General features: G+C 37.6%; 15 protein-coding genes and 3 riboswitches. Of the genes, 10 read left to right on the top strand and 5 right to left on the bottom strand.

Annotated elements, in window-relative coordinates; genetic code table 11:
* From SULAR_RS03710 to galU, 6 genes are all read left to right on the top strand, one after another.
* Positions 1 to 1,221: a glucose-6-phosphate isomerase gene (locus tag SULAR_RS03710; protein WP_008243107.1), complete on the top strand. Its 1,221-nt coding sequence runs from the start codon at positions 1 to 3 to the stop codon at positions 1,219 to 1,221.
* 135 nt (positions 1,222 to 1,356) lie between these two features.
* Complete coding sequence (locus tag SULAR_RS03705) at positions 1,357 to 2,151, top strand: mannosyl-3-phosphoglycerate phosphatase (protein WP_038000052.1); 795 nt, start codon at positions 1,357 to 1,359, stop codon at positions 2,149 to 2,151.
* Entirely contained in the window at positions 2,144 to 3,334 is a 1,191-nt protein-coding gene (locus SULAR_RS03700) for a glycerate kinase (protein WP_008243102.1), read from the top strand. The genes SULAR_RS03705 and SULAR_RS03700 overlap by 8 nt, the downstream gene beginning before the upstream one ends.
* Positions 3,307 to 4,536, top strand: coding sequence for a glycosyl transferase (locus SULAR_RS03695; protein ID WP_008243100.1), 1,230 nt, complete (start codon positions 3,307 to 3,309; stop codon positions 4,534 to 4,536). Before SULAR_RS03700 ends, SULAR_RS03695 begins: the two co-directional genes overlap by 28 nt.
* Positions 4,530 to 6,272, top strand: a complete 1,743-nt coding sequence (locus SULAR_RS03690) for a sugar phosphorylase (protein ID WP_008243099.1) — start codon at positions 4,530 to 4,532, stop codon at positions 6,270 to 6,272. The genes SULAR_RS03695 and SULAR_RS03690 overlap by 7 nt, the downstream gene beginning before the upstream one ends.
* Positions 6,265 to 7,098, top strand: coding sequence for a UTP--glucose-1-phosphate uridylyltransferase GalU (galU, locus tag SULAR_RS03685; RefSeq protein WP_008243097.1), 834 nt, complete (start codon positions 6,265 to 6,267; stop codon positions 7,096 to 7,098). The genes SULAR_RS03690 and galU overlap by 8 nt, the downstream gene beginning before the upstream one ends.
* Before the next feature lie 34 nt (positions 7,099 to 7,132).
* On the opposite strand, the gene SULAR_RS10870 is transcribed toward galU, so the two are convergent.
* Both SULAR_RS10870 and SULAR_RS03675 read right to left on the bottom strand, forming a co-directional pair.
* On the bottom strand, positions 7,133 to 9,781 hold the full coding sequence (locus SULAR_RS10870) for an EAL domain-containing protein (RefSeq protein WP_008243095.1): 2,649 nt from the start codon (positions 9,779 to 9,781) through the stop codon (positions 7,133 to 7,135).
* Between the two features lie 203 nt (positions 9,782 to 9,984).
* Complete coding sequence (locus SULAR_RS03675) at positions 9,985 to 10,452, bottom strand: hypothetical protein (protein WP_008243093.1); 468 nt, start codon at positions 10,450 to 10,452, stop codon at positions 9,985 to 9,987.
* A 265-nt stretch (positions 10,453 to 10,717) separates the two neighbouring features.
* A riboswitch (cyclic di-GMP riboswitch) is annotated at positions 10,718 to 10,796 on the top strand.
* A 157-nt stretch (positions 10,797 to 10,953) separates the two neighbouring features.
* Between SULAR_RS03675 and SULAR_RS03670 the strand changes: the two genes are divergently transcribed.
* Positions 10,954 to 11,391 carry a hypothetical protein gene (locus tag SULAR_RS03670; protein WP_008243091.1) on the top strand — a complete coding sequence of 146 codons (438 nt, stop codon included), beginning with the start codon at positions 10,954 to 10,956 and terminating at the stop codon, positions 11,389 to 11,391.
* Positions 11,392 to 11,656: 265 nt separating this feature from the next.
* Here the strand turns inward: SULAR_RS03670 and SULAR_RS03665 are convergent, their stop codons facing one another.
* Positions 11,657 to 14,098: a multiheme c-type cytochrome gene (locus SULAR_RS03665; RefSeq protein WP_008243090.1), complete on the bottom strand. Its 2,442-nt coding sequence runs from the start codon at positions 14,096 to 14,098 to the stop codon at positions 11,657 to 11,659.
* 292 nt (positions 14,099 to 14,390) lie between these two features.
* On the opposite strand from SULAR_RS03665, the gene SULAR_RS03660 reads away from it, so the two are divergent.
* The 3 genes from SULAR_RS03660 (at position 14,391) to SULAR_RS03650 (ending at position 19,273) form a co-directional block, all read left to right on the top strand.
* Complete coding sequence (locus SULAR_RS03660) at positions 14,391 to 15,659, top strand: DNA polymerase IV (RefSeq protein ID WP_038000073.1); 1,269 nt, start codon at positions 14,391 to 14,393, stop codon at positions 15,657 to 15,659.
* Positions 15,660 to 15,708: 49 nt separating this feature from the next.
* Positions 15,709 to 17,994, top strand: a complete 2,286-nt coding sequence (locus tag SULAR_RS03655) for an EAL domain-containing protein (protein ID WP_008243084.1) — start codon at positions 15,709 to 15,711, stop codon at positions 17,992 to 17,994.
* A gap of 89 nt (positions 17,995 to 18,083) precedes the next feature.
* Positions 18,084 to 18,161: riboswitch (cyclic di-GMP riboswitch) on the top strand.
* A 79-nt stretch (positions 18,162 to 18,240) separates the two neighbouring features.
* A riboswitch (cyclic di-GMP riboswitch) is annotated at positions 18,241 to 18,319 on the top strand.
* Positions 18,320 to 18,367: 48 nt separating this feature from the next.
* The gene (locus tag SULAR_RS03650) at positions 18,368 to 19,273 is read left to right on the top strand and encodes a DUF4382 domain-containing protein (RefSeq protein ID WP_008243083.1); all 906 of its coding nucleotides are present in this window, start codon (positions 18,368 to 18,370) and stop codon (positions 19,271 to 19,273) included.
* A gap of 57 nt (positions 19,274 to 19,330) precedes the next feature.
* Here the strand turns inward: SULAR_RS03650 and SULAR_RS03645 are convergent, their stop codons facing one another.
* Both SULAR_RS03645 and SULAR_RS03640 read right to left on the bottom strand, forming a co-directional pair.
* Complete coding sequence (locus SULAR_RS03645) at positions 19,331 to 19,915, bottom strand: tetratricopeptide repeat protein (protein ID WP_008243079.1); 585 nt, start codon at positions 19,913 to 19,915, stop codon at positions 19,331 to 19,333.
* Positions 19,915 to 22,551 (bottom strand): valine--tRNA ligase, encoded by a 2,637-nt coding sequence (locus SULAR_RS03640; protein ID WP_008243077.1) that lies wholly within the window; start codon positions 22,549 to 22,551, stop codon positions 19,915 to 19,917. The genes SULAR_RS03645 and SULAR_RS03640 overlap by 1 nt, the downstream gene beginning before the upstream one ends.
* Positions 22,552 to 22,587: the final 36 nt, after the last annotated feature.

Here is a 22,587-nt window from a genome sequence, read left to right as displayed (position 1 = left end):
ATGATAAAAAACAAACTCTATTTTAGTGCAATCAGTAAAAGAGCAGAAGAGAAGGCATTTGATGCCATTGTGGAAGAACAAAAGAGTATAGGATATTATGCTTTGCCAGACCAGGACATTGGTCCCATACTGGAGTATTGCAGTACGATCTCTGAAACCATAGAGACGATCGCGGTGATCGGGATCGGTGGAAGTTCTTTAGGTGCCAAGGCGGTCTATGAATTCATGAAACCGGTCAAAGAGCTCTCAAGGAAACTCTATTTTTTTGAAAGTACTGATCCTATAAATATCAATGAACTGCTCTCCAAATGTGACATGAATAAGACACATTTTTTGGTCATCTCCAAATCAGGAAGTACGGTAGAGACCTTTTCCATCTATAAATATATCTATTCTTTACAACAGGATCCCTCTTTTTATACTTTTATCACCGATCCGGGTTCTCCACTTGAAAAATATGCGCTAGAGATAGAAGCTTCTGTACTCTATCTTCCCGATAATGTAGGCGGTAGGTTCTCAGTGCTTTCAACGGTAGGGTTGGTACCTTTGGCACTATGTGGTATTGATATCAAGGATCTGTTAACTGGTGCACAAATGATCAAAGAGCGGTTCTTTGATAGAGGATATGTGTATGATATGCTGCTTGAAAAAGCGGTCTATTATGCTGAAAATCATGCACAGTACAGTATTAACTGTATTTTTGCCTATTCAGAAACACTGAAATACTTTTGTCAATGGTATGTGCAGCTCTGGGGAGAGAGTTTGGGAAAACACCAGCGTAACAGTGCTTTTCATGTAGGGCTTACACCTATCGGTCTGATCGGTCCTGAAGACCAACACTCTTTTTTACAGCTGATCATGGAAGGTACCAGAGATAAATCGGTCACTTTTATCAAGATCGAAGATTTTCATGACGATACCACAATACCAGACATTACACTACCGCATTTGGAAATGCTTGACACTCTAAACAATCTTCCTTTTTCTAAACTGATCAATATGCAGTGTGATTCTGTGATCGAAGCATTGTTGGATCAAAATAATATCCCTTTAGATACGATCACTATTCAAAGTGTGACAGAGTCCAATATCGGCTCTTTGATCTTCTATTATGAACTGCTTACATCTTTGGTGGGAGAACTGATAGATGTAAATACCTATGATCAGCCGGGCGTAGAAGCAGGAAAAATTATTCTGAAGAGTAAATTGCAAGAATTGTGATTAGCGTAATAAGTGTCAGGATCATACACTGTGTATTGTTTATAATTATATAGGATTATAAAAATAATTTTAAATTGTATATATATTAAACAATAATTTATGAATGATACTTTATTAATATGTTATAGTATGAGTATGAAACGATTAATATTTACCGATCTGGACGGTACTTTTTTAAATCATCATAATTACTCCTTTGAAGAGTCTTTCGAGGCACTGCAAAAAATCAAAGCAGCAGGGGTCCCTCTTATTTTCACAACCAGTAAAACGAAAGCTGAAGTTGAATATCTACAAGAAAAAGTTGGTATATCCGAACCTTTTATTGTTGAGAATGGCGCAGCACTTTTTATACCTGAAGGGTATCAAGGATTTGATCTGTCATTTCTAGAAAAGTATGATGATAAGAGAATCATGGTCTTTGGTAAATCCTATGCGAAAGTATTGGAATTCTATAGGCGCTACAAAGAGAGATGTAGTATGGCTGGTTTGAGTGATATGTCTGATGAAGAAATTGTACATTTAACCGGATTGAACCAGAGAGATGTGATCCACGCAAAACAGCGTGACTTTACAGAACCATTTATTCTCAAAGATAAGACAAAATTAGAGGCATTAAAGAAGTCGGCTCACACTTATGAATTAAAAATCACGAAAGGCGGACGATTCTATCACATTATGAGTAAATTTCAGGATAAGGGAATTGCTGTGATCAAAACTATAGAACTTTTTGAAGATCTATATCATGAGAGAGTCAGTTCGATCGCTCTAGGTGACAGCGAAAACGATATTGCTATGCTTGAACATGTGGATATACCTATTGTGATTAAAAAATATGATGGAAGCTACCTTGAAACGAATGTACCCCATATACAAAAGTCAAGCTATCAAGGCAGTAAAGGTTGGAATGAGATGGTATTAAAGTATGTCTAATAAAAAATTACTCACAGAGATCTATAACCAGGCACTTAAAGCGGTAAAAGCTGATACGATCATTCGAAAGAATATCACTCTGGATGAAAAAGATCTCACTATCTGTAATACTGTCTACCCTTTAAAAAAGATCAATAAGCTTTACCTCTTTTCAGTGGGGAAGGCAGGATTGGGTATGGCAAAGGCTGCAGAGAAGATCTTGGGTCCTCTTATCCAAGGAGGGATTGCCATTTCACATCAAGAAGGCGAATGCCGTTTCATTGAACATCATACTTCTACACATCCTTTGGTTTCACAAAAGAGTATAGAAGGTGCGGATAAATTGATCGAAGCAATGCAGGCAATGGGTAAAGATGACTTTTTCATCTTCTGTCTTTCAGGTGGGGCTTCAGCTATGGTCGAGAAACCCATTGAGGGCATTTGTTTAGAGAACTTTCAAAAAATTTCCTCCGCATTACTGGGGTCAGGTATTGATATTCAGACACTCAATAGTGTACGAAAAGCCATATCTCAGATCAAAGGCGGCAAGCTGGCCAATCATACAAAGGCTAAAGGAGTGGTTCTAGTATTGAGTGATGTGATCGGTGATGACCTTAATACTATTGGTTCGGCCCCGATGATGAACGGCAAAGTACCTCACCATATTATCGGGAACAATACGATTGGCTTAAACGAGGCAAAAAAATATATCAGATCCAAAGTGGATAAGGTCAAGATAGTCACCAATACACTTAATGGAACCTCTAAGGGGGCTGCTAAATATCTTGCTAAGAAAATAGAAGCATATGACAAGAAATATGATTCTTTTTGTTTGCTTTTTGGCGGAGAGACAACCACAGAGGTGAAGGGAACGGGTAAAGGAGGTAGAAACCAGGAATTAGCTCTAAGACTACTGAACAAAGTTTTGGTCTCGGAGAAGATATCGATCTTGATCGCAGGAAGTGACGGTATCGATGGGAATTCACCTGCGACAGGAGCCTTTTTAGAAACTGATATCTACAAAAAAATGAAAAAAAAGGGCTTGGATCCGAAAATCTATTTAAAAAACAGTGACAGTTACACGTTTTTTAACGCACTGGATGCTGACTTTTCCATAGGTCCTACAGGAACGAATGTTATGGATTTTATCATTATATTAAAAAATAAAGGAATGCAATGGCAGATTTTTTTCAGAACGGATTGATCACAACACTACAAAACCTCTCAAACAGAACACTTGAAGAGATGGAGGCTGAACTAGAAAAATTCTCACAAAGACACAATATGGTACTACTTCTGCCTGCGCTCTATTCTGAATTTGAAACACCTGCTATGAAACAGATCCTTAAAGAACTGAAAGGAGTCAAATATCTTTATAAGATCATTTTGGGTTTGGACAGGGCAACGAAAGAGGAGTTTGAGAATGTCAAAACGATCATGGCTACCCTTGATGTGAGGGTAGATGTACTTTGGAATGATGGTCCTAACGTTCAAAAACTCTACCATGAGTTTAATGATCTGGGGTTTAACAGTATTAAGATCAAAGGAAAAGGTCGAAATGTATGGACAATGTTGGGTTATGCCCTTGCAGATAAAAATGCTTTTGCCTTTGCACTGCATGATTGTGACATTGTTAACTACAGTCGTGAAGTGCCTGCACGACTTTTTTACCCGATCATTCACCCGGCATTGGATTTTGAATTTAACAAAGGCTACTACTCACGTGTGACAGACAAACTGCATGGACGTGTAACAAGACTCTTTTATACGCCGCTGATCAAAGCACTTAAAAATACCTATGGAGAGAGTGCCTATTTAAACTATATGGATAGTTTCAGGTATGCACTCTCAGGAGAATTTGCCTTTACACGTACACTTGCGAGGGGTATTCGTATCTCTCCTACTTGGGGCTTAGAGGTCTCAACACTTAGTGAAGTCTATGATAAAACCTCTGTACGACGTATTTGTCAGACAGAGATCATGGAGAGTTATGAGCATAAACACCAGGAACTCAGAGGAGAAAACCCTGCCCAAGAGCTTGAAGGCGGTGTAGCAAAGATGGCCATAGATATTGCCCAAACTATTTTCAGGGTTATGACGCAGAGTGGGGTGACATTTTCCAAAGAGTCACTCACCACACTACGAAGCTCATTTTTTCATGAGAGCAGAAAAGCCATCTCACGCTATGATGCTGTAGCGAAATTCAATGCTTTGAATTTTGATAGGAAAAAAGAGATAGATGCCGTTGAGACATTTGATACCGCACTCAAAGAGGCATGTGAAAGTTTTCTTGCTGATCCTCTTGGGGTGCCTTCCCTTTCAGCATGGACCAGTATACGTTCTGTATGTCCAGAGATATCGGAACGCTTTAAAGCAACTGTCAATAAGGATAATGCTTCATGTTAGAAAGAGATAGTAAAGAAAGATTGAACCTCATTAAATATTCTCTTGAGAATATTTACAGCCAAGCAGATGCCGCTTTGGCATATGATGCTGTAGTTACACTGATCAAGGAGTACCAAGGGAAAGTTGAAAGTAAACCTTATGTAATGAGTGAAAAAGATGTGATACTCATCACCTACGGTGATCAGATCTTTCATGAAGGAGAAACGGCATTAGCTACGCTTCACCGATTTTTAAAGGAGTATGTACAAGACTGCATTAACAGTGTACATATTTTGCCATTTTACCCATACTCCAGTGATGATGGTTTTTCAATTGTTGATTACAAGGCCGTCTGTCCCTTAAAAGGTTCATGGAAAAATATTAAAGCACTGAATCAGGATCACCGTCTTATGTTTGATGGTGTGATCAACCATATGAGCCAACTGAGTCACTGGTTTGAGAAGTTCCTAGCCAATGATCCTGAATATTATGACTTTTTTACCGAACTTGATCCTTCACTCGATCTATCGGCGGTGGTACGCCCCCGAACTACTCCTCTGCTCACCGAGTTCATTGATGATGAAGGGAGTATTCGTCATGTTTGGACAACGTTCAGTGCTGATCAAGTAGACTTGAATTATGCGAACTATAAAGTATTACTAAAAGTCCTCGATGTATTACTTTCGTATATAGAAAGAGGTGCATCGCTGATAAGACTTGATGCCATTGCCTTTATCTGGAAAGAGATAGGTACAAACTGTGTGCACCTGCCGCAGACCCATGAATTGATACAAATGATGCGCGAGGTGATCCATGCAGTGGCTCCTGAGATCATTATCATTACAGAGACCAATGTACCACACGATGAAAATATCTCCTATTTCGGCAATGGATCTGATGAAGCACATATGGTGTACAACTTTGCCCTGCCGCCGCTCTTGGCCTTTTCTATTTTATCAGGAGACACGACTAAATTGACAGCCTGGGCCAAGACATTAAAACTTCCAAGTGACATGGTCTGTTTTTTTAATTTTACAGCAAGTCATGATGGTATCGGTGTACGAGCAGTGAGTAATATCCTTGATAAGGATGAATTAAACTTTTTGGTCAACTCTTGCAAAGCACATGGTGGTTTAGTTTCGTATCGTAGTGTGGGTGGGGAGGAGAAATCTCCCTATGAGTTAAACTGTAGCTATATAGATATTTTAACCAGTCCTGATGAGGATGATACATTGCGACTCAAACGTATGATCCTTTCTCAAGCCGTTGTTTTGGCAATGCCAGGGGTTCCAGGTATCTATTTTCATTCACTTGTAGGATCACGAAATTATCATGAAGCAGTAAGAAAAACGAGACGAAACCGAGCCATTAATCGTGAGAAATTAAATTTTGACAATATCAAAGAGGAGCTGAGTGAAGAGGGGAGTCTACGAAATAATCTGTTTAAACGTTATAAACAACTTATTTCGATACGTATTCATGAACCCTGTTTTGACCCTTTTGCCAAGTTCGAATTTTTGGCACTTGGCAAAGAGATCTTCGCTATAAAACATTATGGTAAAGAGAGTAATGAGTTTCTTATCGCACTGCACAATTTCCAAAAAACGGAAGTTGAAGTGGATCTTTCACCCTATAAAGAAGGTGTCCTGATGGATATTATTTCTCATCGACAAATATTAGAAGGAAAATTTATCATGCAACCCTATGAGATATTGTGGCTGAAACCATTAAAAGAAGGAGAAAAGAAAAATGATTAAAAAATGTTTATTTCCGGCTGCCGGATACGGTACACGCTTTTTACCTGCGACCAAAGCCACACCAAAAGAGATGCTTCCTATCTTGACCAAACCACTGATACAGTATGGGGTAGAAGAAGCAAGTGATGCCGGTATGGATGTCATGGCGATCATTACAGGGCGTGGTAAAAGGGCGTTGGTAGAACATTTTGATATCTCTTATGAGCTGGAGCATCAAATCAAAGGAAGTTCCAAAGAAGATCTACTGAAGAGTACAAGGGAGATGATGGATAAATGTACCTTTACGTTTACCAGACAAAAAGAGATGTTGGGACTTGGCCATGCGATTTTAAAAGGTGAGCCTTTGATAGGTAATGAGCCTTTTGGTGTGATCTTGGCAGATGATCTCTGTGTGAATGAGGAGGGGGACAATGTTCTAGCCCAGTTGGTAAAGATCTATGAGAAGTATAAATGTTGTGTGGTTGCCATTCAGGAAGTGCCTAAAGAAGAGACGTATAAATATGGTGTGATCGATGGAAAAGAGATCCAGGATGATGTTTTTATGATCTCCGATATGGTGGAAAAACCAGACCCTGAAGATGCCCCTTCAAATCTGGCGATCATTGGACGATATATTCTCACACCTGATATTTTTCGAACCATCGAAGAGACAAAACCCGGTAAGAACGGTGAACTACAAATTACTGATGCTTTGATGAATCATGCCAAAAAAGGTATGGTTTTAGCCTATAAGTTTAAAGGGAAACGCTTTGACTGTGGGAGTGTCGACGGTTTTGTGCAAGCCACCAACTATTTTTATGATAAGTTGAAACAAGAAACTGAATGATTACTTCCCGTGAAGATTGTAATGCTGATAGCTCCTATTCATTATTGGTTAAAAGTATCTCTTGCAGTTCATCTGCAGACATAGGGTAAAAATAGTAGTGTCCTTGTACATATTTACACTTTTTACTTTTTAGAAAATTGATCTGTTCTATCGTCTCTACACCCTCTGCTATGACCTTAAGATTGAGACTCTTTGCAAGTGCTATGATAGAGTTAATAATAGTAAGATCCTCTTCATCTTCAGGGATATCTTCAATAAATGATTTATCGATCTTAAGTCTGTTGATGGGTAGACGCTTTAAAAGAGACAAGGAGGAGTATCCTGTTCCGAAGTCATCGATAGAGATATTGATTCCCAGTTTACTGACCTGTTTGAGTTTATTAATGATCTCCATAGCATTTTTCATCATATGGCCTTCTGTGATTTCCAATTCCAGCCACTCTGGTTTGAAACCATAACTGTCCATAGTGTTTTGAATTCTATAGATGAAATTAGGAGCTTCCAAGTGTTTCATGGAAATATTTAATGCGAGTTTCCCTGGGTCTAAACCGTCATGATACCATTTGGAAACCTGTTTCATAGTTGTATGCATTACCCAGTCATCAATTTCAAGTATCATACCAGTCTCTTCTGCCAATGAAATAAATTTTTTAGGTGTTAGCAGACCTTTGCTTGGATGCTGCCATCGCAACAGTGCCTCGATCCCCACCAATGTATCGGTAGCGATATCGACCTGCGGTTGATAGTGAATTATAAACTCTTCGTTGTCAATGGCTTGACGTAAACTGGTTTTCATCTGCATTTGTTCCAGAGCATGTTCAGTCATTTCAGGTCTATAGAACTGAAAATTGTTACGTCCGCTTTCTTTTGCCCTATACATTGCCGTATCAGCATACTTTAGAAGGTCTTTCTCATTTTTTGCATCCTGGGGATAAAGACTGATACCGATACTGCTGGTCATATATAATACATGCTCATCAACATGTATGGGGTCAGCAAACATATTGAGAATGGCATGTCCTAATTTAGAGACATCTTCTGAATAGGTTATATCTTCCATAATGATCGTAAATTCATCTCCGGCCAAACGGGCAAGTGTATCTTCTTTTCGGATGGAACTTTTGAGTATGGCCGTTATGATTTTTAGTACTCTGTCTCCCACATCATGACCCAAGGAGTCATTGATCTCTTTAAATTTATCCAAGTCGATAAAAAAGAGTGCCAACCCTTTCTCTTGTTTTTTTGCCTTTTTGATCCCTTGTTTTAAGCGAATGTTAAATAGTGCACGGTTAGGAAGTCCAGTAAGTGAATCATGATTGGCTTGGTGATGTAAGATATCTTTTTGTTTTTCTATTTCTTTTTCAGCTTCTGTACGTTCCTGTATATCTCTGGTCAACTGCTCTTTAGTGATCTCAAGCTCTTGCGTTTTCTTTAATAATTGTTGATTTATACTAAGAAGGTCATTGGTTTTTTGTTGGATCTTCGTTTCTAAAAACTTTTGATTGCTCTTTTTTGCTTTTAAAAGTATCTTTTGTTTTTGTAACTTCTTGAGATTCAGTTCACGGTACTTGTTGGTCAAGATAATTGTAAAGAAGATAATCTCAATAAAAGAACCTACAAGAAAAGCGTATCTATTTATGTCTGTATTGTCCAAGAGACCATTAAAGGTCAAAGTCATCATACCCATAGCAGGCATATAGATGATCAGTGCAATGAGATAGTATCTGGCACCGATAAGACCTTGATACAAGGCTTTGACCGCAACCACAAGGAGGAGGATAAAGAACAATGATGAATAGATGTTAAATGCTAAACAGGCAAAAGGGGTATCCTGTGATATCAGCAGTGCAAACAGTAAAAAAATGGCTGCAGATACTCTAAAGAGCTTATCGATCATTGGCATACGTGTTTTTAACTCCAAAAAACGGCCTGAGAATAGTACCAGAAAGAATACAACGATCGTACCTACGACATGCAGACCTTGACTCCAGCCGGGAAAACCGAACTCTAAGTAAAACCCACTTTTCATAGCGATAAAGACAATAAAAGAGAGTATATATGCGATGTAATAAGCAAAGATACGATTTTTAATGACGATCAGGTTATACATACTGAAGAGGATTATAATGAATAAGATAGAAGCATAGATTATGTAGATGTCGGTAATATCGATACGGTTGGGTCTAAAAAACTCGTCTTCAGTGAAGATCTTAAATTCACCAATATGTCCGGAAAGTGTCTGACCTTTTATATAGTATGTCACACTTTCACCCGGTAAGATATGTAGTTTATAGGCGGGATTATAGTTTTGAATACTTCTTTCTTGAAGGCTTACTTTGAGACCATTTTTTTGTATAGTCCATGTATCATTCATTTTGGTATAGAGATCAAGCGTTGACCAAAAAGGTTCTGTAAAATAAAGGACATAATCTTCACTGTCGCTATGATTTGTCACATTGAGTTTGAACCATGCTGTTCCCGAATAATATCCTTGAGAAAATTGATTGGGTATGACCTTTGTACACTCTATCTTTTCAATGTCATGAATACCCAGTGTATTGCTTTCATCATAAAAATAGTAGAGTGCAAAGTGGTCATATGTTTGTTTATCATTGGTAAGTGTAACGGTAGCATAGGATGTCACTGCAGATAAAATTAATACAAGGAATATTTTTCTAAACATGTTATCCCGCTATGTATAAGAATATGTATTGTTACTGAAAGCCCTTAAAATGATTATTATAGATTATAATATTTTATTCTTAACTTTAATGTATTTAAACTAAAGAGATGTTTGTGATTTTAAGTGGAAGTGTCTGTACAGACTCTAAAAGATGGTTTTAGAGAAAAAGTCTCTAGCTAAGATAAAGCAACTAAAGATGTATATTATGCTTTTCTATTCTCTTTTCTTCTCTCTGTACCATTGAATGTAGTAGAGGTTAGATCTCTAAAGTCATCATTGAGGCTCACACCTGCCATACTTTCAAATTCTTCAAAATCAGCAGATAATACGGTGAATGAAATTTCTGTAACATGAACCATGTTCCAATTTTCTGCAAATACCTCTTTTTGGAATGAAACATGAACGGATGTAGGATGATCTTCTTCCGTATCGACCGCTTTTCTCTTTTTTCTCTCGTAGGCATATCTTATAAACATCGGTACCAGTTCCAGTTCTTTGATCTGGTCTATTTTTTCCTGCTTTGCTTTGGCAATGGTCTCTTCATCTGCATAGACATCCTCACAGCCAAAATATCTTCCTGTGAGCACTCTATTGAAAGTTCTCCCAGGAGGATTCGGAACATCTGTTTGTTCCTTTTTTTTACCAAATAATTTTTTCAATATCTCTATCATACACCTTCCTTCGCTTTTAATATTATACAATATATTATAAATTTTAAGAATAGATGTCTATATTTTTTAAAAATAATGAAGACAAGTGTAGATATGAACGCTATTGGTTTGATATGCATCTTAAATTGTTATCTAAATCGATAAAATAATAGATTACAAATATAATTATTTGCTTTACAAATGTTACTTGTTATTAGATGGTTGCGTAAGATTTATTTAATTAAATATCCAATATAATGAACCACGAAAAATTACTTTTAAATAGTATTGATTGAGCCAAACTTGTTGTGAAGCAGGGACGGAAAGCTATGGGTCTTATGAAATAAGATCGCCAAGTTGCTACATTTTCATATGTTATGTACAGTTCTTCTTTCCTCTTTTATGCATAAATCTTATTAAATTTAAAATTATTTTTGTTCTAACAAAAATGACCCGTATCATAGAATGTATGACATTTTAGAATCATTTTTAAAAATGCAATATCTACAGTAGAGGATTATCATGTACGTAAGAAATGAGACCATAGAAGAAGAAAATTTAGATTGGGGTGAGCTTACAGAAGCATCAAAAGATAATCAAGATAAACTTATCGAAGATATGAAAGAGGAAGCTTCTAAAGACACTACTATCCCTCAGAAAAAGAAAATATTTTTGAATAACCATGCCAAAATTCAAAAAATAGGCGCGAAGTTTACTCTAAAAAATGAATTGACAGATCTTATTAAGCAAAATACCGAAATTTCTTTACTTTTGGTTATTTTCTTTCTCCCTTATATACTGGGATTTGTTATTAGTTACTTTTTATTTTATTTCTATGGTGGCATGTCGATCAATAACTTTCTTACTGTAGAACAGGTACCTACGACCATTGAACTATGGTCCATCGGTGCATATTTATTTGTAACTGTTGGTGCTGTTTTGGCTTTTTTTATTCCGTAGTTTGACATCGATTAATCATAGCATTATGCTGTTTGTATCATGCTATGAACTACACTTATCTAGCATATAGCTTTTAAAACTTTTCTATTGAGCTAATTTTCCACACAATTATTTTTTCTATTTTTACTACCAGTTCTAGATATATGTTTAAAACTAAGTATGATCGCTTTTTGTTTTATGTACTGGTAAGATATGTAAGGATTTGAAAATGTTAGATTTTTATGAGTATATTCCACCCAAATGAGGGTGGAATGAAGAGGTTTATCTAAGGTAATTCCGGATACTTATAAACTTCTGTAACCAATAGTTTCTTCGCATCACTCTTAGCTTGGTCAAGGAAACCAGTAGCTGGATCGACGATGAATTTACCATTAGCACCTTTTTGCATGTAATAGACTCTATATTCTACTTTGACATTCGTCTTATCTGTGATATCGTAAGTCAGTGTATATGTTTCAGTCTCATTAGGACTTAGGCGGTTATCTTTTTCAACCATCCATGAGTCAAATCCTGGACGTACAATAAAGGTATCGGTAGTAGTCTTACTAGGCTTACCATTTGAATCATACCTTTTACCTGTTTCATGTCCATAAATTCGAGTAAACGTAGTGTTATTACTATCTTCGACTATCGCGGCATTTGTTACAGTACCTGTTGTTACTCCACTATTATCTGTAGATTGAGTGTCGAAGCTTACTGTTGCATCTACCCCCTCAATAGTGTATGGTGTACCATCAAACTTTTGGCCACTAACATTTGAACCATTCAAGTCTGCCACCTTTCCAGGGAATTCTAGATTTTCACTTCCATTATTGGCAACTGGAACTGGAGTTAATGCACTTGAGTGAAGTACTTTACCAGCTAATGGTTGTACATCATTTTCAATATAGTCAAATGAAGAGTTACCAGTACTAGTACTAACAGGAACTAAACCTTGATCCGATGTTACAACAAGACGTGTCAATACACGACGCATTGGGTGTGCACCTGGGAACATGTGAGCAGTTTTATTTGTGAGTGCTGTGGTCACGGTTAATGTATTACCCTCAACTGACTCATTTACTGTCGCTTCAAATCCACTTTTTATTTTTGCTGTAGCACTTGCCTTTCTATCTGTATCTTTAAATGTTTTACTTGCACCTAAGAATGCATGTGAGTTCAACCAAGCAGCAGCAACTGGGTTTTCATCACCATGATTTTCTGGATCTTCAGGATCAAAGTGTGCCGTTAGATTAGGATTGTCTGCAAGTGTCCATAACTTGTCTGGACGTGCCCATTGGTGAAGTACCGTACCTTCTATTCTCTCCATGTGACATTTTTGACACTTCGGTGAACTTAATGTGTCATTTGAAGCTACATCATCACCTGTCGTCACAGCCATTTGTGTAGAACAGAGTTCCATAAAGTGACTTGCACCCTCTTCACCGCCTGGAACCGCTGCACCTGCAGAACGTTGGTGACATGAAAGACATAGTCCTTTACCGCTTTCTCCAAAGTGGTTGTTACCATTCATATCATAGTGTGGATTAACCTGTGCTGTTCTGTTTGTTTCATCTGTTTCATTTTCATTTGAGATACCTGTTACGCCATATGGTCCATAGAAAGGTCCACCAGTAAAGTGTACTTTGCCATCTGTTCCATTGATATCTTTACTTGCCATTGTGTAGCGTCCATCAGCTGTCTTACTTGGATCAGTTACATCAAAATTATCTTTTGGTGTATGTGCATTATCACTAGTATTATCATGATACTTCTCAGGTCCCCAAAGTCTAAAGAACTTATTCATATGAGCATTTGTTGCATCATCATTATATATGAGTGGTCCATCTACATCTGCATCATGTTTTATTGGTCCATGAGGTCCTACACGCATATCTTTAGCTAAAGTATATAAACCATTATCCATGCCATTCTCTTTCATCAGTCTAGGTGTCTCTATACTGTGACAGAATGCACAATTAATTCCTTCACGGTTTGCTTCATGTCCGATCTGGAAGGTAGCTTTATACACTCTATCTCTTTGAGGGTTTGCTGCAATGACTGCGATCTCTCCGTTTGGATCCTGTACTGCTGGCTCATGTAATGCTTTCAAGGCTTTTAACTCTGTATTATTAAGGTCTATTGCACTTCCTATATCAGTTACAGTGACTTTAACATCACCTGCATAGTATGCACCTGGCGCATGACATTTGATACATGTTTGTGCTGCACTGCTAAACATATTTTTAGTTCCTACACTATCACCATCAATAATATCTTTTTGTTGATAGAGTATACCATCATCAGTCGTAGCCAAGTTTCCATCTGAATTTGGGTGCTGTCCAATTTTTGCTAGGTGAGTACGTAAGAAATCCTGGAATTTAGATTGGAAAATTGGATCATTCCATGATTGACCGTGCATAGAACTTTTCCAGGTATCATACAGTTCATTATGACAATTCTGACATTTCTTATCTGCACTGTCAAATAGAGTATGATTAAAATCTACACCAGTATGATATTCTGCAGCTGCAGCTGATGGAGGTGCTATACGAGTGCCTCCTGTATAGTCCACATATTCTATGGATCCATCAGCTAATATAGTCTGATCTCCTAACTTCGGTTCTTCTGTTACTGCAGATGTGCTGCTACCACCACCACATCCGCTTAATGATAAAACAACGCCCATACTCAGTAAGAGCATTAATGATTTAACATTTAACTTCATTCTTCTTCCTTTTAGTCTAATGTTTATTAAGACACTTAGTGTCCACCATTAGATATTAGAATACTAATATCTCCCCCTATGGATTATTAAAAAACAATCCACATTAATTTTAAATTATAAGTGTTAAGTTAGTGTTAAATAAAACTTTTTATTATGATCAATAATATTGAAAAAGTAATATGATTATATTTTTCATATACAGAAAAAGATCAAGTATGACAATATGTCATATATTTGTCGATAGATTTTTACGGTCGATATAATTGAGATATATTTTATGGAGGTTGAACCTTTGTTTTTGCATATCGATATAGACAGTTTTTTTGCTTCTGCAGAACGTTCTGTAGACCATAGGCTTAAAGGTATACCTATGTGTGTAGGATCTCGAAGCAACCTTGAGATATTTAACAAAAAACGCACCTATATCAAGCTTATGAATGATAATTCAGGGGCCTTTGTAACTCCTGTATTCTACAGTGATAAAAAGAAAACCTTCGAGTCTTATTTTGTAGATGAGATAGAGGGAAAAAAAAAGATACGGGGTATCGTGACCACTGCAAGTTATGAAGCTAGATCATGTGGGGTGAAGACAGCCATGCCCATTGCCCAGGCTTTACAGCTTTGTCCTCAGTTAACGGTCGTGCCTTCGAACTATCCGCTTTATCATAAGCTTTCTCATAAGATACATGCATTTATCTCTTCACATATACCTCAGGTAGAGCAGTATAGCATCGATGAGTTTTTCGGAGATGTCAGCGGATGGAAGAGAGATGAAGAGGTGTATGTTTTCGCTCAAGAGTTACAGTCAAAGATACTTGAGTATTTTGATATTCCTGTTTCTATAGGTATTGCAAAAGCAAAATGGATCGCTAAACTGGCAACAGAATCTGCCAAGCCTTACGGTGTGTACGAAGTGAAGGATATAGATAGCTATATAGAAAAGATTCCTATCAAAGAGTTTCCGGGTATAGGAAAAGGATTTCAAAAGAGGCTTGAATCACATTATATCTCTACACTGGGCGATATAAAACGGCATAAAACACTTTTTGAATCATGGAAAAAACCCGGTATTCAACTTTATAGACGTGTCACCGGAACAGACAATGAAGGTATCAGCAGCAGAGGGGAGAGGAAGTCCATAGGGATCAGCCGTACGTTTGATGCCATACATGACCGTGATGAGATCAAGAGACGTATTATGATCATGGCAAGGCATATCATCTATATGGTGATGGCTATGGAGGTGAATCCTACAAGCTATTATTTGAAGATAGGGTATGAGTATGGTACTAAAGTAAAAAAGACTTTGACTGTAGATAGAGTATTCTCTGAAACACTCTTTAAGTCCATGCTTTCAGAGATGTATGAAGAGATGGTCCAGCCCAATAAAGGGGCCATAAAACTGACATTGAATGTTTCAAATTTTGCTTCACTCAAGCTCAAGACACTTTCATTGATAGACTTTAATGAAGACAGCAAAGCAAAACAGTTACATCAAAATATACATGCGTTAAGGGCACGTTTTGGGTTGGATATCATTAAAACAGGAAATGAATTTTAAAATAGCAAAAAACTATTCAAGTTGTTAGGGTTTCATGCTACAATGTTGTATGAATTTAAAAAGATTATTCTCGTCAATAAAAGAACTTCAAACGGTTGATGACTCTGTGATCATCGCACTCTATACACTTTCAACTAGAGCACTCCTGGTTGTTGTATTGTTAGCTATTTTAATCATTATAGCTTTATACCCAATACTTGATGGCAGTATTCTGGTATGGGCACTGAGTTTGATGCTCTTGACGGGATATAGACTTTATTCTGCCTATATCTTTAAACATAACCCTAAAAAATATGCTATGGCCTTATGGTATAAAAAGTTTGTCTTTGATGTCATATTGACTGCACTTATTTTCTCAACATTAGGTTTTATTTTTATTCATCAGGTGGATCACTATTATCAACTGTATATCGTTGCAGTGCTTGTAGGCCTCTCTTTAGGTTCTACAGTCTCTTTATCAGCAGATGCACGGCTCAACATTATGTATTCAGCCATTCTTTTACTGCCTCTTATTTCTACCATTGCATTTCTTTATGATACACCTTTGCATATCATACTTACGATTTCATTGATCCTGTATTTTCTTGCACAAGTGATCAACATCTCTAATATGTATCAACAAAAAAATGCTTTTAATACGTTGCAATCTGAGCATATGCTCTTAAACAGCCTGTTTAAAAATGCACCTCTTGGTATCTTTACATATGATAAAGACCTCAAGGTACTGGAGTGCAATGAACAGTTAAAGAAACTCTTTGAATATGAAACAGATGAGATCAGAGGTATGGATCTTCATCTCCTTCCGGATAGAGATATTGTAAAAGTATTGGAAAATGCCATTATAGAGGGAACAGAGTCTTATGAAGGTCCCTATGTATCTCTAAAGAATAAGTCTTTTTGGATTGATGCCAAAGTGTTTTCCTTTACCGATCTGGATAATGATATTTTGGGCGGCGTAGGTATGATAGAGGATAAAACGAAAGAACATACCGCCTTAACAGATCTTGAATATATGGTGCAGCATGATGTACTTACAGGTTTGTTAAATCGTAGAGGTTTTAGAAACTATATGGAGAATCTTGTAACGAGTCCAAAACATCAAACATATTTTTCCATACTTTTTTATCTTGATCTCAATCAGTTTAAAAGCATTAATGACTCTTTGGGACATCAAGTTGGAGATGATGTTCTTCTTGCTGTTTCTAAACGTTTGACCAGTCTTTTAGGAAAAGATTGTATGGTAAGCAGATTAGGGGGAGATGAATTTATCATTATCATTCCACATGTATCAGAAGATAAAAATATGGCAAATCAAGAAGCTGAAGAGTTTTCTAGAGAGATACAGGATCTTTTCTTAGAACCATTTATTATAAAAGAAATGCATTTACATATTAAATCAAGTATTGGTATCGTGCTTATGGACCCTGGTTATAAGGATATTGTAGAGATCATAAGACATGCTGACCTTTCAATGTATCAAGCAAAGATTGATAATGGACATATCGCCTATTATGATTCCTCTTTAGACAAACAACAAAAAGAGCTATTTATACTTCAGCATGATCTGATATATGCAGTCAAAAATAATCAGTTGAGTCTCTTTTATCAACCGGTAGTTTCAATAGATGAAGATGTAGTATGTTCTGCGGAGGCACTTGTACGTTGGGAACATCCGACAAGAGGGTCCCTCTCACCACAGGATTTTATACCATTGGCTATTAAAGCAGGTCTGATTTCACAGATTACATGGTGGGTTCTTGATACTATATGTCAGCATATATCTCACTGGAAAAAAGAGAATAGATGGAATCTTGAGTATATTTCAATGAATGTCAATGCACAGCAATTTGTAGAAAATGATTTTGCTAGAGGATTTCTCAAAAAGTTAAAAGAGTATGGACTAGAGACTAATGACATTATGATAGAGATCACAGAACGATCACTGATTGATAATTTTGATTATACAGAAGATGTCATCAATGAATTACGTAGACAGGGAGTAAGATGTGCCATCGATGATTTTGGTACAGGCTACTCTTCTTTATCTTATTTGAAGAAGCTTTCTTTCCATACATTGAAGATAGATAAGGAATTTATAAAAAATATAGAATCCAACCCTAGTGAAGTGCATCTTGTTTCAAGCATATTGGATATAGGAAGACAATTCAACTATAACATTGTTATAGAAGGTATTGAAAACGAACGGCAACTAGAGCTGCTTAGAGAGCTAGATCCAAGACTTAGGTATCAAGGGTATCATTTCTCCAAAGCTGTTAATGTAGAAGAGTTTGACAAACTGTGTTTAAAGAATGTTACTGAGATTCAAATATTATAAAATATTATCTAGATTTGGATCATTAAAGTTGTATCTAATTTTTGATGATATATAATGAATCTGTTATAGTAAAGAGACATTTTAAATATTATTTGTTGTGCCAAACTTGTTGTGAAGCAGGGACGGAAAGCCATGGGTCTTAATGCTAAGATCGCCAGGTTGCCAAATACCAATACAGAAGTGTATGATGTATTGTTCTGTTTTTATCTACTTGTGCTGCCTGCAAATTCTATTTAATTCAAACTTATTTTGTTGTGCCAAACTTGCTGTGAAGCAAGGACGGAAAGCTATGGGTCTTTAAGAGTAAGATCGCCAGGCTGCCAAAATGAATCTCATTTCTTTTGTGCAACATTCAATTACGCTAAGGATATTTATGAAAAGATTTAACACTTTGATCGGTATTATACTATCGTTCATCCTAATGACACTTATCTCTGGATGTGGAGGCGGTGGTACTTCATCCGACGCTACTACAGGTATAGTGAATATGAGACTAACAGATGCACCCATCGATGATGAGACTGTAGAAGGTGTATATGTTACTTTTACGGCATTGCGTTACCAATATAAAGACAGCAATGAGGGTTGGCAAGATGTAGATTTAAATGAGTCAAGAACGATTAACCTTCTCGCATTACAAGAAGGAAATACTACAATGTTAAATAGAGTAGAATTACCAGCGGGCGAGATAAGTCATGTCCGTTTTGATCTTAATATAAGTAACTGCTATATTACATTTAATGATGGTTCTCCAACACAAATGCTAACAATGGCAAGTGAGGAACAAACTGGATATAAGTCTACTAATGGATTTGTTATAGCTGCTGGAGGAACGACTAATATTACTGCTGATTTTGATGTAAGGAAGTCTGTGACGATTGCGAAAAATGGAAAGACACAAACATCAGAATACAAACTTAACCCTACTATTAGACTTATAGATAATATGGAAGTCGGTGAGATCAATGGTACTATGACTTTGGATGCAAATGTTTCTTCTAAAGTGATTGTATATGCTTATGAGGATGAAACGTTTGATAGCAATGAATCAAATACTACAAATAACTTTGGTAATGCAATCGTAAGTACAGATGCAACAGATGGAGATTACACATTGCCTTGGCTTGCTACAGGAGTCTATGATTTGGTTGTTGTTGAGATAGATAACTTAGGTGACTTTGTAACTATTTTAGGATATATCAATAATGTACCTGTTAATGTAGATGAAACAACAGTACGAGATATTACTGATGCTACATTAGAGGATACGCTACTCTAGCGTACATTTATCCCCACTTTTCTAAGTGGGGAATCTTAATAAATTAGTTTAACAAATTTAAAAAACGATCTGTCCATCCTGCTGCATACGTTTTATGATGTTTTTTGCCATCTCATGGCCTTGATAGGCTGCTTTTCTACACCACTCTATGGCTTTCTCTTTGTCCTCTTCACAACCTAATCCCATATCATATAACGCGCCTAGGTTAAACTGGGCTTTTGCATTGCCTGCTTGTGCTGCTTTATGGAAGAGTATAAATGCTTTTTTGTAATCCTGGTATACACCACGACCTTCTTTGTACATAGCTCCAAGGTTATTAAAGGCATCGATATTACCTCTTTTTGCTGCTTCTTCATACCAGAAGGCTGCCTCTGATTCATTCTTCTCACAACCTTCGCCATTTTCTAGCATTAATGCCACTTCAAATTGAGCCAAAGGTACTTCTCTGGTCGCTGATTCCAGATAGTAGTCAAAGGCTTTTTTCGTGTCTTGATTGACACCAAGCCCTCTAAAATAGAGGTATCCAAGGTAATAGTAAGAAACAGGGTCCTTTTGTTTTTCCAAAGCAGTGTAGAGTTCAAGAGCCTTGTCGTATTCTTTTGCGAGTAATGCATTATACGCTTCTTGTGCTAGAGGAGTCATTATGCACCAAACCCTGCAAGTTCATTTTGAACTTTTTCCATTTTAGTTTCTGCATCTTCCAACGCTTTTCTGTTCTCTGTAATGACTTGTTCAGGTGCATTGGCCACAAATTTTTCGTTATTTAGCATGCCACTGAGTTTTTGTATCTCTTTTTCGAGCTTCTCTTTTTGTTTGCTAAGTTTACCGATGATCGCACTTAAGTCGATCTCTTCAGTCGGGATATAGACTTCAAGGTTGTCAGATACGTCTGTTACAGAATTCTCTACTTTTGCATCTACAAATTCTATCTCTTCTACTTTTGCCAATTTCTGGATAAATGGTTTTGCTACATCCGTATCGATAGTTGTTCCAAGTTTGACATATGCCTTTGCGATCTTGGAGTTACCCATATCGATAATGACTTTGGCTCTTCTTATCGCAGTAATGGTCTCTTCGATGATAGCAAACGTCGCTTCTGCATCTGCATCCGCTTTAACCTCTTTAGGGAAGTTCATCACCATGACCGAGTCACCACTTTCCAATTCAGTACCAGAGAGTTTATGGTAGAGATGCTCAGAGATGAACGGCATGAACGGAGAAACCATCTTGAGCGTCTCTTTGAAGATCGCACCAAGTTCTGCAATAGACTCTTTACTTGATTTAGAGTATTCGATACCCCAGTCACAGAATTCATTCCATACGAAACGGTAGAGTGCTGTTGCTGCTTCGTTGAACTTATAGGCTTCCAGCGTTTCACGTACCTCTTCCACTGCACGAGAGAGGCGGCTTTGCATATATTTACCAAGCGGTGTCTTGATCTCTAACTCTTTCAGGTCAACAAATGTATCTACATTCATCTGCAGGAAATTCGAAGCATTATAGAGTTTGTTGGTAAAGTTTCTGAACTGCTCAAGATTCTTTGCACCAAGTTTAATGTCACGTCCCTGAACTGCAAGGAATGCTAGTGTAAACCTGATAATATCTGCAGAGTGCTCTTCAACCATATCAAGCGGGTCAATAACGTTACCCTTGGATTTACTCATTTTAGCTCCATGTTCATCACGAACAAGTGCATGCATATAGATATCTTTGAACGGAAGCTCACCTCTGAAGTGTTCACCCATCATCATCATACGAGCTACCCAGAAGAACATAATATCAAATCCTGTGATAAGTAACGAATTCGGGTAGAAGTCAGCCAGGTCACTGTCGTTGTATGTTCCTTCCATTTTACCGTTGTTACCCCAACCAAGTGGAGAGAAGGCCCAAAGTGCAGAAGAGAACCATGTATCCAGTACATCAGGGTCCTGGTGGATCTCTGTACTTGCACAGTGAGGACACGCTTTCGGGTTATCGTGTTTGTCAGCCCACTGGTGATCACAAGCATCACAATAGAATACAGGGATACGATGTCCCCACCAAAGCTGTCTTGAGATACACCAGTCTCTCAGCTCATCCATCCATGCTCTGTAAGAGTTGAGCCAGTGAGGAGGGTGGAACTGTGCTTCACCCGCATAGGTCTTTTCGATGGATTTTTTAGCGACTTCACTTCTAACGAACCACTGTTTAGAGATGTATGGTTCAACAATATTTTTACATCTATAGCAGTGTCCTACCTGGTGTTGGTGATCTTCAATTTTGACGATGTAGCCTTCTGCTTCAAGTTTTTCAACGATCGGGTTTCTGGCTTCAAGTCTCTCCATACCGGTAAACTCACCGCAGTATTCGTTGAGGATACCTTTTTCATCAAAGACTGTAATGAACTCAAGGTCATGTCTTTTACCTACTTCGTAGTCATTCTGGTCATGTGCAGGGGTGACCTTTACGATACCTGTACCAAACTCCATATCAACATGTTCATCAGCAATGATCTTTATCTTTCTGTCAGTAAGCGGAAGGATCACCTCTTTACCGATGATACCTTTGTAGCGCTCATCTTCAGGGTGAACCATGATCGCCGTATCTCCAAAATAGGTTTCAGGTCTGGTTGTAGCCACTGTCACATGGCCGCTGCCATCAGCAAAATGGTAGTTCATATGATAGAACTTACCATTTACCTCTTCATGCTCCACTTCGATGTCGGAAAGTGCACCGTCATGGGTACACCAGTTGACCATATAGTTGTTCTGTACGATCATCCCTTCGTTATAGAGGTGGACAAATGCTTCTTTGACCGCTTCTTTAAGGCCTTCATCCATGGTGAAACGCTCTCTGCTCCAAGCTGGTGAAACCCCAAGTTTTCTCATCTGGTGAACAATGGTACCACCAGAGTACTCTTTCCACTTCCATACCCTCTCAAGAAAAGCTTCTCTCCCTAGGGCTTCTTTGGTCGTTCCTTCAGCAAGCAGTTGCTTCTCTACGACATTCTGTGTTGCAATACCGGCATGGTCGGTGCCGGGTTGCCAAAGCGTCTTGTATCCGTCCATTCTTTTGTAACGTGTAATGATGTCTTGTAGTGTAAATGTAAGTGCATGACCGATGTGCAGACTTCCTGTGACATTTGGAGGAGGCATCATGATCGCAAAATTCTTGCCATCTTCTTGGATATCTTTGTTCCCCTCTATCTCAAAATAGCCACGATCTTCCCATATCTCGTAGTAATGGTCTTCTACTTCTTTTGGATTATATACTGCTTTTTTTTCGGTTGTTTCGCTCATAACTTCCATTCCTATCTATTATATTGCCGCGATTAT

It is taken from the genome of Sulfurovum sp. AR (assembly GCF_000296775.1).
Lineage (GTDB): Bacteria > Campylobacterota > Campylobacteria > Campylobacterales > Sulfurovaceae > Sulfurovum > Sulfurovum xiamenensis.
This window is presented reverse-complemented; position numbering and strand designations above follow the sequence as displayed.